Origin of the sequence: Halorubrum sp. ASP1, assembly GCF_005435135.1 — an archaeon.
GTDB lineage: Archaea > Halobacteriota > Halobacteria > Halobacteriales > Haloferacaceae > Halorubrum > Halorubrum tropicale.
Genome location: NZ_SGUA01000006.1, coordinates 100,742 through 114,490 on the forward strand (window position 1 = coordinate 100,742; position 13,749 = coordinate 114,490).

Consider the following 13,749-nt stretch of genomic DNA (forward strand, 5'->3'; position numbering starts at 1 on the left):
GGCAGCCGCGAGGACCCCGTAGGCGACGCAAGCACCGCAACGAGAGAGCGAAGCGACGAGTGAGGAGCGCAGCGAGCGTACGGGGTCCTCGCGGCTGGGGCTTTGGGGGTGTCTGCCGCGGCGGTAGCAACGTATCGCCGAGCGGCTGGGGCTTTAGCGGTGTTCTCCGGCGATCAGCTCTCGGTCGTTCGTGAGTGGTCGATGAAGGCGTTCGACGAGTAGTCACCAGAAGCCGCCGTCGGAGTCGCTCGGGCCGCCGGCCTCGCCGGGACCGGACGGGCCGCGAGGACCGCTCGGACGCGGGTCGGGGTCGATCGCGACGGGCTCCGACTCCGCTCGCGGGTCGATCTCGCGGCCCTCCTCGTAGCGGACGAACGAGAGGTAAAAGGCCTCGCCGCAGCCGACGCCGTCCGCGTCCGGCTCGCGATAGGGCTCGTCGCCGCCGACATCGGTGCCGCGGACACCGTCGTGGGGATCCCAGTCGACGCCGTCGCTCTCGCCGCAGACGAACCGGACGCCGTCGGCTTCGACCGCGTCGTCCGCGTCCTCGCCGTCGTCCGCATCGTCGTCTCCCGCCTCGGCGTCGAACGGCTCCGTCGGCGCGACGTACGTCCATCCCTCCAGCGGGTACGGGGTCACCGACTTGTCCGCGAGGTACCCCTCGCGTTCGAGCGCGACGAGCGTCCCGCAGTGGGGACAGTAGTACGTGACCGGGTAGCTCATACTCCTCGTAGGGGAGCGACCGATATACAGCCGTCGCCGCGTCAGCTATTTGATCGTTCGGGGCGAGGGATCGGTATCTCCTCCGACACCTCACGAGACGGCGCCGACGACGCGGGCGGTCTCATCACCCGACGCCGACTCCTCTACGGCGTCGCGGGCGGCGTCGGGCTCCTCGGCGGCGGCGGCCTCTACGTCGCGAACGCGCTCGACGGCGACTTCGGCGGGTACGACGCGCCGGAGACGCAGCCGATGGTGTCGACGCGCGGGCGCCTCGACGCCGCCGACCCGACCGAGCGCTCGGGGTCGTGGGCGTTCGGCGGCGCCGACTCCGTGGTCCTGTACGTCCACGGGCTGGGCGCGGACGCCGAGTCGGCGCGCGACCAGGCGTACACCGCTCGACTCGCGCTCGCCGCGGTGACGGGCGAGGAGACGGGGACCGACGCGGCGGCAGCGGGCGACGCCGCGGTCGGGGGCACCCGCCCGGTGATCGGCTACTCGTGGGCGTCGAACGTCGACTGGGGGCCGGCGAAGGAGACCGCCGACGCCAACGCCGCGCCGCTCGCGGACTGGCTGACGGCGTGGGCGGATGAGGACGGCCGGCCGGTCCACCTGTTCGCCCACTCGCTCGGGGCCCGCGTGACGGGGGCGACGCTCCGGGGGCTGGCGGCCCGCGGGCGGACGGGCGTCCTCGCCTCGGCGTCGCTGTTCGGCGGCGCGGTCCCGGACGAGAGCGTCGGGGCCGACGGGCGGTACGGGGAGGCGATCGCGGCGCTCGACGCCCCCGTCTACAGCTTCCACAGCCGGAACGACCGCGTTCTCGGCTGGGTGTACCGCGCGTCGGACCGGACCCGGGCGGTCGGCCACGGCGGGCTCCCGGAGTCGGCGACCGCGCCGGACGGCTACGCCGACGTCGACGTCACCGACCTGGTCGCGGACCACTACTCGTACGTCGAGCCCGAGGCGGGGTGCGTGCCGCGCGCGGTGGAGCGTCTCGGGCTCGAATAGTCGGCGCGCCGACGCGTCCCCGGAACCCCTTTTACGAGCGCGGTCGACCGTTGGGGCATGATCGACGAGACCGTCGCCGAGATCCGGGCGATGCGGACCCACAGCACGTCCGCGGTGGCCGTGAAGGCGACACGGTCGCTCGCGGACCTGCTGGACCGCGAGTACGTGACCGTCGACGAGTTCGAGCGCGACCTCGAACACAACGCGGGCGTCTTGCGCCGCTCGAACCCCTCCCACGCGGCGCTCCACAACGCGATGCGCGAGGTCGAGCGCTCGATCGTCGGCGAAGCGACGAGCGTCGAGGGCGCGAAACAGCTGCTGGAGGACGTGATCGCCCGCGTGGTCGACGACATCGAGACGGCCAAGGGGGAGGCGGCCGCCAACGCGGCCGAACACCTCGACGACGGCGACACGCTGCTCGTCCACGACTACTCGACGACCGTGCTCGAAGCCATCGAGGACGCCGCCCGCGACGGCGCCCACCTCACCGTCTACGTCACCGAGGCGCGCCCGCGGACCCTCGGGCGCAAGACCGCGCGCGTCCTCGCCGGGATGTCGCGCGTCGAGACGCGGATGGTCGTCGACGGCGCGATGGGGTACGCGCTCCGCGACTGCGACCGCGTCCTGCTGGGGATCACCTGCATCACCGGCGGGACCTACTACAACCGCGTCGGCACGTTCCCGCTGGTCGTCACCGCCCGCGAGCTCGGCGTGCCCGTCACCGCGGTCGGCTCGGGCGCGAAGACCATCGAGGAGTTCCGGTTCGAAAACGAGTTCCGCGACGCCGTCGAGGTGATGCGCGAGCCCGTCGAGGACGTGGAGATCGAGAACCCGAGCTACGACGCCACGCCGATCGGGATGGTCGACACCGTGATAACCGACGACGGCGTCCGGAACTGACCCCGGAGCCGGGACAGAAGCCGCCGTTGACCGGCCAACGCCGCCGACGAGACCAAAACGCTTTGTGTGTGTACCGTGTTAACAGACCCAAATGACTGTTCAGCCGGGTTCGGCGGCGGTGTTTCAGATCCCCGATCGGGGACTGACGGAGGGGTGTTCGAGCGGCTGGTGCGAGCTGGGCGCGATCGCGACGGAACCGGGGGTCGTCACGGCGGTCGCGCTCGTCGGGGTGCTCACGCTGCTCGCGTTCGCGTACGTCCGGGACGCCGAGTCCGCCTGCCGCCGCGAGCGCCGCCGCGTCCTCGACGAGCGGGACGCGTTCGAGTCGTTCGCCGACCGCGTGTCGCGGATCGACGCCGTCTCCGTCGCGGCGGACGCGACGCCGACCGGGGTGCCGGCCGGCGCCCTCCGTCGGATCGACGGCGACGGCGGCGACCCGCCGGGCGGGGGGCCGAGCGGCCGGAGCGTCACCCTCAGGCGGGTGATGGCCGCGTACCGCGACACGGTCATGTCGCTGCCGCACTACCGGGCCGAGTACGACGAGACGCCCGCGGAGAGCCTGGCGGCCGAGCTCGGGCCCGACGCGGCGACCGCGCTGGCGACCGACGGCGCCCTGTCGAGCGGCGCACAGTCGGCGCTCGTCGACCGGAGCCGGCGCGCCGCGGACGCCCGCGAGCGGCTCGCCGACGCGATCGGGACGGAGATCGACGAGCTCGACGACCGCGAGGCGGCGCTGTCGGCGATCGATCGACGCCGCCGGTGCCTGGTCGGCCACCTGGACGGGATCCGGTCTGACGGCGAGGCCGACGCGGCGATAGACGTCTGGAACCGACTGACGGATTTGGAACGGGAGTGCGACGAACTCGCCGCCGACCGGCAGCGCTCGCTCGACGACCCGCCGCTGACCCCGGAGTCGCCGCTCGACGGGGAGAGCGGCCACCCGTTCCACGACTACCTCTACGGCGCCGAGGACGGACCTCGCTACCCGGTGTTGGCGCAGGTCGCGGAGATAGCCGACGAAGTCCGCGCGGACAGGGACCGCGTCGGCAGACGGATCGCCGGCAGCGACTGACTGCCGACGCGGGAAGCGGAGGAGGTGGCGGCGAGAAACTACAAACTACCGGTTTGTTTATGAAGGTAGGGCGGGACTGAGGGTGTATGAGTTGGCAAGCGGCGGAACGAGCGTTCACGGACGAGGCCATCGCCCGGGAGACGCTCCCCGAGATGTTCGAACGCACCGCGGAGCGGCACGCGGACCGGATCGCTCAGCGGTACAAGGGCGGCACCGACGACCGGTCGCTCGTCGCCGCCGGGGTGGTTCCGCCGGCGCCGGCCGGCGACTACGCCGACCTGACGTACGCCGAGATGCGCGGGATAGTCCGGAACCTCGCGGCCGGGTTCCGCGAGTTGGGCGTCGACGCCGACACGCGAGTGGCGATGTACTCGCAGACCCGCATGGAGTGGGCCCAGACCGACTTCGCGGCGCTGGCCGCGGGCGCCGTCGTGACGACGGTGTACGCCTCGTCGTCGCCGAGCCAGTTGCGCTACCTGCTGGAGGACCCGGAGGCGACGGTCGTCGTCGCCGAGAACGCCGAGATGCTGGCGGACGTGCTCGCGGTACGCGGCGACCTCGACCACGACCTCGACGCGATAGTGACCGTCGACGAGGTCGACGGCGACGCGGTCGAGGCCGACGACCTCGACGACGTGTACGGCCTCGGTGACGTCCACGAGCTCGGCGCCGAGGCGTTCGACAAGGCGACCTACGAGGGGTGGGTCGACGCGGTCGAGGTCAACGACCTCGCCAGCCTGATATACACCTCGGGAACCACCGGGAAGCCGAAGGGCGTCCGGCTCACGCACGCGAACTTCCGCGACAACGTCTCGCAGTGCTACCGGCGCTTCGCCGACCGGCCCGACCGCGACCCGTCGGTCCCCGGGATCTCCGCCGAGTCGACCACGCTCTCGTTCCTGCCCCTCGCGCACGTCTTCGAGCGGATGGCCGGCCACTACATGATGTTCGCCGCGGGCGCGACGGTCGCCTACGCCGAGAGTCCGGACACGCTCCGGGAGGACTTCGGGCTCGTGCGCCCGACGACGACGACCAGCGTCCCGCGGGTCTACGAGAAGCTGTACGACGCGATCCGCGAGCAGGCGAGCGAGTCGCCCGTCAAGGAACGCATCTTCGAGTGGGCGGTCGACGTGGGGCGCGCCCACCACGAGGCCGACAGTCCCGGCCCCCTGCTCGACGCCAAGCGGGCGGTCGCCGACCGGCTCGTCTTCTCGTCGGTCCGCGAGGCGATCGGCGGCAACATCGAGTTCTTCATCTCGGGCGGCGGGTCGCTGTCGGCCGAGCTGTGCGCGCTGTACCACGCGATGGACCTCCCGATCCTGGAGGGGTACGGGCTGACCGAGACCTCGCCGGTCATCAGCGTCAACCCGCCCGAGGAGCCGAAGGTCGGCACCATCGGGCCGCCGGTGGTCGACACCGAGATAGCGATCGACGGCTCCGTCGTCGGCGAGGAGGTCGCCGACCTCGCCGGCGACGTCGGCGAGCTGCTCGTCCGCGGCCCGCAGGTGAGCGACGGCTACTGGAACCGCCCGGACGCGACCGCGGAGGCGTTCCTCGACGCGGACGAGCTTCCCCCCGACGTCGTGACCGCCGGGACCCCGGCCGACGAGCGCATCGGCGTCGGCGGGTCGGACGACGGGGGCGACGCGGAGGCCGCCGCCGCGGAGCCGTGGTTCCGCACCGGCGACATCGTCCAGCTCCGCCCGGACGGGTACGTCGCCTTCCGCGAGCGCGCCAAGCAGCTGCTCGTGCTCTCGACCGGCAAGAACGTCGCGCCCGGGCCGATCGAGGACCGATTCGCCGCCAACGAGTTCGTCGAGCAGTGCGTCGTCCTCGGCGACGGCCGGAAGTTCGTCTCGGCGCTCATCGTCCCGAACTTCGAGCGGGTGGCGGCGTGGGCCGACGAGAACGGGGTCGACCTCCCCGAGGACCGCGCGGCGGTCTGCCGCGACGACCGCGTCCGGGAGCGCATCCAGGCGGAGGTCGACCGCGTGAACGAGGAGTTCGAGTCCTACGAGAAGATCAAGCAGTTCCGCCTCGTCGAAGAGGAGTTCACCGAGGCGAACGACCTGCTCACGCCGACGATGAAGAAGAAGCGGCGGAACATCCTGGACCGGTTCGCCGACGAGGTCGAGATGATCTACGACGACGGCTGACCTCGGCCGTCGCGGACGTTCCGTCGGGAAACCCATAACCGTCGTGGGGGAGTACGGTGCCCGATGGCTTCCATCGTCACCCCCCGAGTCGGGTTCGCCGCGCTCGGCACCCTGTGTGCCGGGCTCGGCGCCGGCCACTTGGCGTCGCAGGGGGGAGGCGTGGGCCCGCTGCTCGAATCGGCGTTGATCGTCGGGCTCTCCGGCTTCGTCTTCTACACGGTGTACGACCTCCCGGGCTGGGGTATCTCCCACTCCGGGCGGTGGCGAGCGGTCCGGATCGCCGCCCTCACCGCCCTCTCGTTCGCCTCGCTCGCCGGCGTCGTCTGGCTCATCTGGCTGCTCGAACACCACGCGTTCAAGCTCCCCTTCCTGATCGCGTTCGCCACGAGCCTCGGCGCGGCGGTCGGGTCCCGGGCGGGGCCGTACGCGGTGAAGGCCGACGAGCAGCTCGCGGAGGCGCAGGAGCTGGCGACCCTGCTCTCGATCAACGACCGCGTGCTGCGCCACAACATCCGGAACGAGCTGTCGGTCGCGCTCGGCTACCTCGACGGGATCGAGGACGTGGAGGACGACGCGGAAGTCGCGGAGCGCGCCGCGATCGTTCGCGACCACCTGTCGGAGCTCTCCGAGACGAGCGAGCGGACGCGCCGCATCGCGTCGATCTGGCGGACCGGGTCGCTCCAGTCGTTCGATCTCGTCCCCCTCGTTCGGGAGCGGGTGGACCGGGTGACCGCGGAGGACCCCGAGGCGGCGATCGAGACGGAGCTACCGGATCGGCGTATCGTCCGCGCGCACCCGTCGCTGCCGCTCGCGTTCGAGGAGGCGCTCCGGAACGCGGTCGAGCACAACGGCGACGACGTGACCGTCACGGTGTGCGTGGGACGCGACGGCGACGCGACGACCCTCGTCGTCGCGGACACCGGCGGCGGGCTTCCGGCGACCGACCGAGAGACGCTTCGGAACGCCGAAGAGACGCCGCTCGAACACACCGAGGGACTCGGGCTGTGGCTGATCTACTGGACGGTGACCCGGGGCGGCGGGGCGGTCGAGTTCGCGGAGAACGACCCGCGCGGGACCGTCGTCCGGATCCGGCTCCCGGACCGCCCGGAATCCGACGGCCCGAGCGGGCCCGTCCCGGAGGCCGCCGAACTCAGGAGACGAGCGAGACGGGCCGCGATGTGGGGGGACCCGGACGTCGCGGGCGTCGGAACGGGGGACCCGGAAGCGGACGAGTCCGCCTGAGCCCCGCATCGCCCGGTTAGAACGAGGTGCCTCGGACCATCACGCGGACGAGGCCGTCGACTCGGGCCGGTCGTCCCGCTCGACGTCGCCGTCGACGGGGTCGCGCCCGGTCACCACGGGGTCGCCGAACGCGTACACGGTGTTGTGCCCGGTGACCTCGACCGTGACGAAGTCGCCGACTTCGACCCCGCGCTCGGCGGCGTTCTGGACGATTATCTGTCGGTAGGCGCCGTCGCGGCACTTCACGGAGTCGCCGGTGCCCTCCTCGACGACGAGGGCCTCGAACGTCTCGCCGACCATCGACTCGTACGCCTCGCCGACGACCTCCATCTTCAGCTCGGACATCGCCTTCGAGCGCTCTTTCTTGACCGTCCCGCCGAGGCCCTTCATGTCGGCGGCGTCGGTGCCGGGGCGCTTCGAGAAGCGGGTGACGTTGATCTTCTCCGGGCGGACCTCGGCGAGGAGGTCCATCGACAGCTCGTGGTCGGCCTCGTCCTCGGTGGGGAAGCCGACGATGAAGTCCGTCGAGAGCGTCCAGTGGTCGAGCCGGTCGTCGAACGTCGCGACGACCTCGCGGAACTTGTCGACGCGGTGCTGCCGGCGCATGTCCGCAAGCACGTCGTCGGAGCCGGACTGGACCGGCGCGTGGATGAAGTCGTACAGCTCCTCGTTCGCGGCGAACACGTCGGCCAGCTCCTCGTGGATCCCGTGGATGCCGCCGGGGTTCGCCATGCCCAGCCGGACCCGGAAGTCGCCGTCGATGTCGCAGATCCGGTCGAGCAGCTCCGGGAGCTTCCGCTCGCCGTCGTCCCAGCCGTAGACGCCCGTGTCCTGGCCGGTGACGCGGATCTCCTTCGCGCCGGCGTGAACGAGGGCGCGGGCCTTCTCGACGTTCTCCTCGACCGACGGCGAGTCGACGCGACCGGTGGCGAACTTAGTGATACAGTACGAGCAGTTGCTCATACAGCCGCGCGCGATGGGGAGGATGCCGACGACGCCGTCGAGGACCGGCTCCGCGTCGGGCGTGACCGTCGGGCACTCCCCGTTGAGCACGTATTCGGGGACCTCGTCCCAGTGGAGGATCTCGGCGTCGACGTCCGCCTCGTCGAACAAGTCGCCCTGCGCGAGCGCCATACAGCCGGTGACGACGAGTTCGGCGGTCGTCTCGGCCAGCTCCTCCGCGCGCCGAAGCATGTTGCGCTCGGTCTTCTCGACGACGGTACAGGTGTTGAGGATGGCGACGTCCGCGTCGTCGGGGCCGTCGGCCGGTCGGTGCCCGCCGTCGCGGAGGGCGCGCTCGATCTCCCGGCTCTCTCCCCGGTTCGAGCTACAGCCGTAGGTTTCGATGTGGTACGTCGCCATCGGAGTGCCCTCACTACCGGTCGCGGGGGCAAAAGCGCGACGGATCCAGGCGTCGGTTCGGCGGCGATGCGGCGGTTCGGCGCGGACCGGGTTCAGTCCTCGGCGACCGCGGCGGCCGGGGCGTCGGCCTCGGTGGCGGAGTCGGCGGTCGCCTCGGGTTCGTCGACGGGGTCGCGCTCCGCGGGCGGCACGGCCTGGTAGACGGAGCGGCGGGCGTCGCGGGGGCACAGGCCCTCCTCGACGAGGCCGACCTCCGTGAGCTTCTCGACCGCGAACCGGACGGTGCGCGTCGAGAGGCGCGTCGCATCGGCGAGGCCCGTCTGGTCGAACCGGCCCTCCGCGTCGAGCACGTAGTAGACCAGCTTGGCGCTCGGCGGGAGCGGTTCGAGCAGCTCGCGGGTTCCTTCGTCCATACGTTACCTACAAGGGCGATTCGCGCATAATCGTGGCCCGCCTGTGCGCCGAGTGCGCACGGCAACCAGATCCTTATATAGTAGCTCGGGCGCGAAACTCGAACCGGGCCCCGTCGTCGCCGTCGATCGAAAGCTCCCAGCCGTGTGCGGCCGCTATCTCGCGCACGATCGCGAGGCCGAACCCGGTCCCCCGCTCCGTGCTCGACCGGCCGTACTCCGTCGCCTCCTCCGGGTCGATATCGAACCCGGCCCCGTCGTCCGCGACGTAGAACCCGTCGGGAAGGGAGCCGACGGTCACGGTGAGTCCGTCGTCGGCCCCGGCCTCGCTGTCAGAGCCGTGTTCCACGCTGTCGCCGGACTCCGTCCGGCTGCTCGTGGAACCGTGTTCCACGCTGTTCGTGAACAGGTTCTCGAACAGCGTGCGGAGCCGCTCTGGGTCGGCCTCGACGGTCGACGACGCGTCGGCCGCGTCGAGCGTCGCGTCCCCCGTGTCGACCGTGCGCCACGCGCGCTCGGCGGCCTCGTCCAGCGGGACGGACTCGATCTCGTCGACCGTCCGGCCCTGGCGGGCCAGCGCGAGGAGGTCGTCTATCAGCTGGCTCATCCGCTCGTGCGCGTCCTCGACCCGGTCGAGTTCGCCGAGGACCGCCTCGTCGTCGGTCAGCGAGCGCGCCAGGTCGGTCCGACCGGCGGCGACGTTGAGCGGGTTCCGGAGGTCGTGCGAGACCAGGCCGGCGAACTTCTCTAAGCGATCGATCTCGCGCTGGAGCGCGGCGTCCCGGTCGCGGAGCTGTTCGGTCCGCTCGGCGTGATCGAGCGCGACGGTGACGTTCGCGGCGAGGACGCGCGCCAGTTGGAGGTCGGTCTCGTCGAAGAAGCCCGGTTCGCGCGACCCGAGCGGCATCGCGCCGTGCTCGCCGAGCGGCACGACGAGGAGGCTCCGGAGGTCGCCGTACCCGACCGCGGTGTCGATCCCGGCGAGGTCGTCGACCACGATCGGCTGGCCGGACTCGAACGCCTCCCAGACCCGACCGTCGCCCGGCCCGAACGGGGGTCTGTCGCCGAAGGCCGCCGTCGCCTCCTCGCTTATCGCCGTCGGGCGGAGCACGTTCGCCTCGGGGTCGTACAACCGGACGCCGCTGTTCGGGAACCCGAGGATGTCGATTGCCGCGCGCGCGGCCACCGCGGCGATCTCCTCGCGGTCGTCGCCGCCGAACATCTCGCGGGTCGTCGCGTGGAGCCGACGCAGCGTCCGCTCGACGCGTTTCTGCTCCTCGATGTCGGCGTAGACGCTGTAGATGACGGCCTCGTCCGACTGCTTGACGGGGATCACGTGGAGGATGAAGTCGCGAATCCCGTCGGCGGTCCGGCGGCGCACTTCGAGCCGCGAGGGCTCGTCGCGTTCCAGCACCGTCTCCGGGTCGAGCCGGTCGGCGCCGTCCGGGACGACCGCCTCGCGGACCGCTTCGTACCCGCTGTCGGCGCCGTAGCCGAACGTGTCTTCGAACGCGTCGTTCGCGGCGTCGAGGCGGCGCTCGCCCTCCCCGAGCGCGACGGTGCGCACCGCCGGGAGCGGGAGGTCGTGGAACAGCGCCGTCAGTCGGTCGCGCTCCCGGCGGAGCGCGGTCTCCGTCTCGATCTGCTCGATGGCGTTGGCCGCGTGGGACGCGAGCAGCTCCGCGAACTCGATGTCGCGGTCGTCGAACGCGGCGTAGCCGTTCGAGACCGCCTGTAACACCCCGTGCGAGCCGATCGGGACGCTGATCGCCGACCGGATGTCGTCGGCGACCGGGTCGGCGACGTCCGAGCCCTCCCGCCGGTCGGCCCCGCCGACGGTCCGCCCCGGGGAAGCCGGGTCCTCCAGTTCGTCCGGGTCGGCGGGGTCGACGCTGAGGTTGTCGACCACCATCGTCTCCTGCTCGGCGACCGTGGTCCCGACGACGCCCTCGCCGACGTCGAACGTCCGGACCTCGTCCTCGGTGACGCTGTCGGAGAGGACGGCAGGGACGACCCGGTCGCCGCGGCGGCGGGCGGTGACGCAGCGGTCGAACTCCAAGATGTCCTCGGCCGCGTCGACCGTGCGGTCGAACACCGTCGCCACGTCGGTCGCGGACGCCAGCTCGGCCGCGAACTCGTGGATCGCCGTGACCTTCGCGTTCACGTCGCGGAGGTCGCGCTCGGCCCGCCGCCGGCCGAGCGCGTTCGCGACGCTGTTGGCGAGCATCTCGTAGCGGTCGCGTCCGGCGCCCTTCTGGAGGTAGTCGGTGACGCCGGCGGAGATGGCCTCGCTCGCGATCTCCTCGCTCCCTTTCCCCGTGAACAGCACGAACGGGAGGCCGGGGTCGACCTCGCGGACCGCCTCGAGGAACGCCAGTCCGTCCTTGCCCGGCATGTCGAAGTCGCTGACGACGCAGTCGACGCGCTCGCTCCGGACCACGTCGAACGCCGCCTCCGGTGACATCCTGGTGACCGTCTCGACGCCGTCCAACAGGCGCTCCACGTGCGTGGCGGCGAGGTCCGCCGCCCCCGGTTCGTCGTCCACGAACAGGACGCGGCTGTCGGTGGCCGTCGGTCCCGACGCGCCTGCGGCGGCCGCGTCGGCGTCCGTCGCCGAGTCGTCGGGACCGAAGTTCATATGCGTGTGTTTCCCTAGCGGTAATTTTAGCTTTCGCTCCGGCTACCGCTCCTGAAAATCGGGGACTACCCGTCTCGAACGGAGAGAAACGAGGGAGAGAGGGTCGAGGCGTCCTTACAGGAAGTCCTCGACGTGGTCGGCAACCTCCTCGGGGGTGTCGCCGACGGGGACGCCCGCGTCGTTGAGCGCGTCGATCTTCGATTGCGCCGTGCCCGTCCCGGAGCCGGAGACGATGGCGCCGGCGTGACCCATGCGCTTGCCCGGCGGGGCGGTGCGGCCGGCGATGAAGCCGGCGACCGGCGTGTCCATGTGCTCGCCGATGAACCTCGCCGCCTGTTCCTCGTCCTCGCCGCCGATCTCGCCGCACATCACGACGGCGTCGGTGTCGGGGTCGGCCTCGAACGCCTCTAACGCGTCGACGAACGAGGTGCCGATGATCGGGTCGCCCCCGATGCCGATGGCGGTCGACTGGCCGAGCCCGCGCTCGGTGAGGTTGTCGACGACCTGGTAGGTGAGCGTGCCGGAGCGGGAGACGAGCCCGACGTTGCCCTCGGAGAAGATGTTCCCCGGCAGGATGCCGAGTTTCGCCTCGCCCGGCGTGATAATCCCCGGACAGTTCGGGCCGATGAGGCGGGTGTCGGTCTCGCCGAGGCGCTTGTTCACCTTCGCCATGTCCTGGGTCGGGATGCCCTCGGTGATCGCGACCGCGAGGTCGAGGTCGGTATCGAGCGACTCGAAGACCGCGTCCGCGGCGAACGCGGGCGGCACGAAGATCACGGAGGCGTCCGCGTCCTCGGCCGCGACGGCCTCGTCCACGGTGTCGTAGACGGGGACGCCGTGGACCTCCTGGCCGCCCTTGCCGGGCACCGCACCGGCGACGACGTTGGTGCCGTACTCGATCATCTGTCCGGCGTGGAACTTGCCCTCCCCGCCGGTGATCCCCTGGACCACCACTCTGGTGTCGTCGTCGACGAAAATGCTCATTGGGTCACCTCCTCGGCGTTCGCGACCGCGCGCTGGACCGCGTCCTCCAGCGTCTTTTCGACCTCAACGAGGTCGGTGTTCAGAATCTCCATCCCCTCCTCGGCGTTCGTCCCGGCGAGGCGGACGACCACCTTCTTCGGGATCTCGTCGAACTGTTCGAGGGCCTCGTTGATCCCCTTCGCGACCTCGTCGCCGCGGGTGATCCCGCCGAAGATGTTGAAGACGACCGCGTCGACGTTGTCGTCGGAGAACACCATGTCGAGCGCGTTCGCGACGCGCTCGGCCTTGGCGCCGCCGCCGATGTCGAGGAAGTTAGCGGGCGCGCCGCCGTAGTAGTCGACCAGGTCGAGCGTCGTCATCACGAGCCCGGCGCCGTTGCCGATGATCCCGACGTTCCCGGAGAGGCGGACGTAGTCGAAGCCGTACTCGCCGGCCTTGCGTTCGAGGTCGTCCTCGTAGGACTCCTCGGCCATGTCGGCGAGGTCGGGCTGGCGGAACAGCGCGTCCTCGTCGATGTTCATCACGGCGTCGGCCGCGATCACGTCGCGGTCGCTCGTGATCATGACGGGGTTGACCTCGATCTCCGAGGCGTCGTTCTCCTCGTAGAGCTCGTACAGCGTCGAGAGGATCGACGCTACGTCGAGCGCCACGTCGGCGTCGACGCCGGCCTCGTAGACGACCTTCCGGGCCTGGTAGGGGTGGAGCCCGAACGCGGGGTCGACGTGTTCGCGCGCGATGGCGTCGGGGTTCTCCTCGGCGACCTCCTCGATGTTGACGCCGCCCTCGGTCGACACCATCAGGACCGGCTTGCCCTCGCCGCGGTCCATCGTGACGCCGACGTACAGCTCGTCGACGAAGTCGACGCCCGCCTCGACGAGGACCTGGTCGACCGTGTACCCCTTGAGGTCCATCCCGAGGATCTCGTCGGCGTACTGCTCGGCCTCCTCGCGGTCCGTCGCGATCTTGATCCCGCCGGCCTTGCCGCGGCCGCCCACGTGGACCTGCGCCTTGATCGCGGCCGGGTAGCCGATCTCGTCGACGGCGTCGAGGGCGTCCTCGACGCTCGTCGCGAGCCGGGAGTCCGGAACCGGGATCCCGGCGTCCGCGAAGAGAGACTTCGCTTGATACTCGTGAAGTTTCATCCGTGTGGGATCGGTACCGACACCGGCTTAAATGGTTCCGATTCGGCGCGAACCGCGGCGACCGCGGGACGGAGCGGACCGGTCGCGGCGGGGTCGGCGGACGGCGCGCCTTTTT

Annotated in this window: 11 protein-coding genes; 5 read left to right on the forward strand and 6 right to left on the reverse strand. The window is 71.1% G+C overall.

The window, feature by feature from the left end; all coding sequences use genetic code 11:
* Window positions 1-222: 222 nt before the first annotated feature.
* Window positions 223-723 (reverse strand): DUF7969 family protein, encoded by a 501-nt coding sequence (locus EXE48_RS10630; RefSeq protein WP_137711384.1) that lies wholly within the window; start codon window positions 721-723, stop codon window positions 223-225.
* 249 nt (window positions 724-972) lie between these two features.
* Between EXE48_RS10630 and EXE48_RS10635 the strand changes: the two genes are divergently transcribed.
* From EXE48_RS10635 to EXE48_RS10655, 5 genes are all read left to right on the forward strand, one after another.
* Window positions 973-1,728: a DUF726 domain-containing protein gene (locus EXE48_RS10635; RefSeq protein ID WP_137711451.1), complete on the forward strand. Its 756-nt coding sequence runs from the start codon at window positions 973-975 to the stop codon at window positions 1,726-1,728.
* Window positions 1,729-1,785: 57 nt separating this feature from the next.
* Entirely contained in the window at window positions 1,786-2,628 is an 843-nt protein-coding gene (locus EXE48_RS10640) for an eIF2B alpha/beta/delta subunit family protein (protein ID WP_053771346.1), read from the forward strand.
* A 91-nt stretch (window positions 2,629-2,719) separates the two neighbouring features.
* Entirely contained in the window at window positions 2,720-3,700 is a 981-nt protein-coding gene (locus tag EXE48_RS10645; RefSeq protein WP_053771347.1) for a DUF7260 family protein, read from the forward strand.
* 86 nt (window positions 3,701-3,786) lie between these two features.
* Complete coding sequence (locus tag EXE48_RS10650) at window positions 3,787-5,856, forward strand: AMP-dependent synthetase/ligase (protein WP_137711385.1); 2,070 nt, start codon at window positions 3,787-3,789, stop codon at window positions 5,854-5,856.
* Between the two features lie 63 nt (window positions 5,857-5,919).
* Complete coding sequence (locus tag EXE48_RS10655) at window positions 5,920-7,098, forward strand: sensor histidine kinase (protein ID WP_137711386.1); 1,179 nt, start codon at window positions 5,920-5,922, stop codon at window positions 7,096-7,098.
* 39 nt (window positions 7,099-7,137) lie between these two features.
* Here the strand turns inward: EXE48_RS10655 and EXE48_RS10660 are convergent, their stop codons facing one another.
* The 5 genes from EXE48_RS10660 to sucC form a co-directional block, all read right to left on the reverse strand.
* Window positions 7,138-8,460 carry a tRNA (N(6)-L-threonylcarbamoyladenosine(37)-C(2))-methylthiotransferase gene (locus EXE48_RS10660; RefSeq protein WP_053771350.1) on the reverse strand — a complete coding sequence of 441 codons (1,323 nt, stop codon included), beginning with the start codon at window positions 8,458-8,460 and terminating at the stop codon, window positions 7,138-7,140.
* A gap of 92 nt (window positions 8,461-8,552) precedes the next feature.
* The gene (locus tag EXE48_RS10665) at window positions 8,553-8,873 is read right to left on the reverse strand and encodes a helix-turn-helix domain-containing protein (RefSeq protein WP_053771351.1); all 321 of its coding nucleotides are present in this window, start codon (window positions 8,871-8,873) and stop codon (window positions 8,553-8,555) included.
* Window positions 8,874-8,946: 73 nt separating this feature from the next.
* Entirely contained in the window at window positions 8,947-11,508 is a 2,562-nt protein-coding gene (locus tag EXE48_RS10670; RefSeq protein WP_137711387.1) for a hybrid sensor histidine kinase/response regulator, read from the reverse strand.
* A 114-nt stretch (window positions 11,509-11,622) separates the two neighbouring features.
* Complete coding sequence (sucD, locus tag EXE48_RS10675) at window positions 11,623-12,492, reverse strand: succinate--CoA ligase subunit alpha (RefSeq protein WP_137705318.1); 870 nt, start codon at window positions 12,490-12,492, stop codon at window positions 11,623-11,625.
* Window positions 12,489-13,634: an ADP-forming succinate--CoA ligase subunit beta gene (sucC, locus tag EXE48_RS10680; protein WP_053771354.1), complete on the reverse strand. Its 1,146-nt coding sequence runs from the start codon at window positions 13,632-13,634 to the stop codon at window positions 12,489-12,491. Before sucC ends, sucD begins: the two co-directional genes overlap by 4 nt.
* Between the last annotated feature and the right edge of the window lie 115 nt (window positions 13,635-13,749).

What these genes read in the sequence shown, in the direction of transcription:
- EXE48_RS10630 (WP_137711384.1), bottom strand. Translation starts at nt 723, where the DNA reads ATGAGCTACCCGGTCACGTACTACTGTCCCCACTGCGGGACGCTCGTC.
- EXE48_RS10635 (WP_137711451.1), top strand. Translation starts at nt 973, where the DNA reads ATGGTGTCGACGCGCGGGCGCCTCGACGCCGCCGACCCGACCGAGCGC.
- EXE48_RS10640 (WP_053771346.1), top strand. Translation starts at nt 1,786, where the DNA reads ATGATCGACGAGACCGTCGCCGAGATCCGGGCGATGCGGACCCACAGC.
- EXE48_RS10645 (WP_053771347.1), top strand. Translation starts at nt 2,720, where the DNA reads ATGACTGTTCAGCCGGGTTCGGCGGCGGTGTTTCAGATCCCCGATCGG.
- EXE48_RS10650 (WP_137711385.1), top strand. Translation starts at nt 3,787, where the DNA reads ATGAGTTGGCAAGCGGCGGAACGAGCGTTCACGGACGAGGCCATCGCC.
- EXE48_RS10655 (WP_137711386.1), top strand. Translation starts at nt 5,920, where the DNA reads ATGGCTTCCATCGTCACCCCCCGAGTCGGGTTCGCCGCGCTCGGCACC.
- EXE48_RS10660 (WP_053771350.1), bottom strand. Translation starts at nt 8,460, where the DNA reads ATGGCGACGTACCACATCGAAACCTACGGCTGTAGCTCGAACCGGGGA.
- EXE48_RS10665 (WP_053771351.1), bottom strand. Translation starts at nt 8,873, where the DNA reads ATGGACGAAGGAACCCGCGAGCTGCTCGAACCGCTCCCGCCGAGCGCC.
- EXE48_RS10670 (WP_137711387.1), bottom strand. Translation starts at nt 11,508, where the DNA reads ATGAACTTCGGTCCCGACGACTCGGCGACGGACGCCGACGCGGCCGCC.
- sucD (WP_137705318.1), bottom strand. Translation starts at nt 12,492, where the DNA reads ATGAGCATTTTCGTCGACGACGACACCAGAGTGGTGGTCCAGGGGATC.
- sucC (WP_053771354.1), bottom strand. Translation starts at nt 13,634, where the DNA reads ATGAAACTTCACGAGTATCAAGCGAAGTCTCTCTTCGCGGACGCCGGG.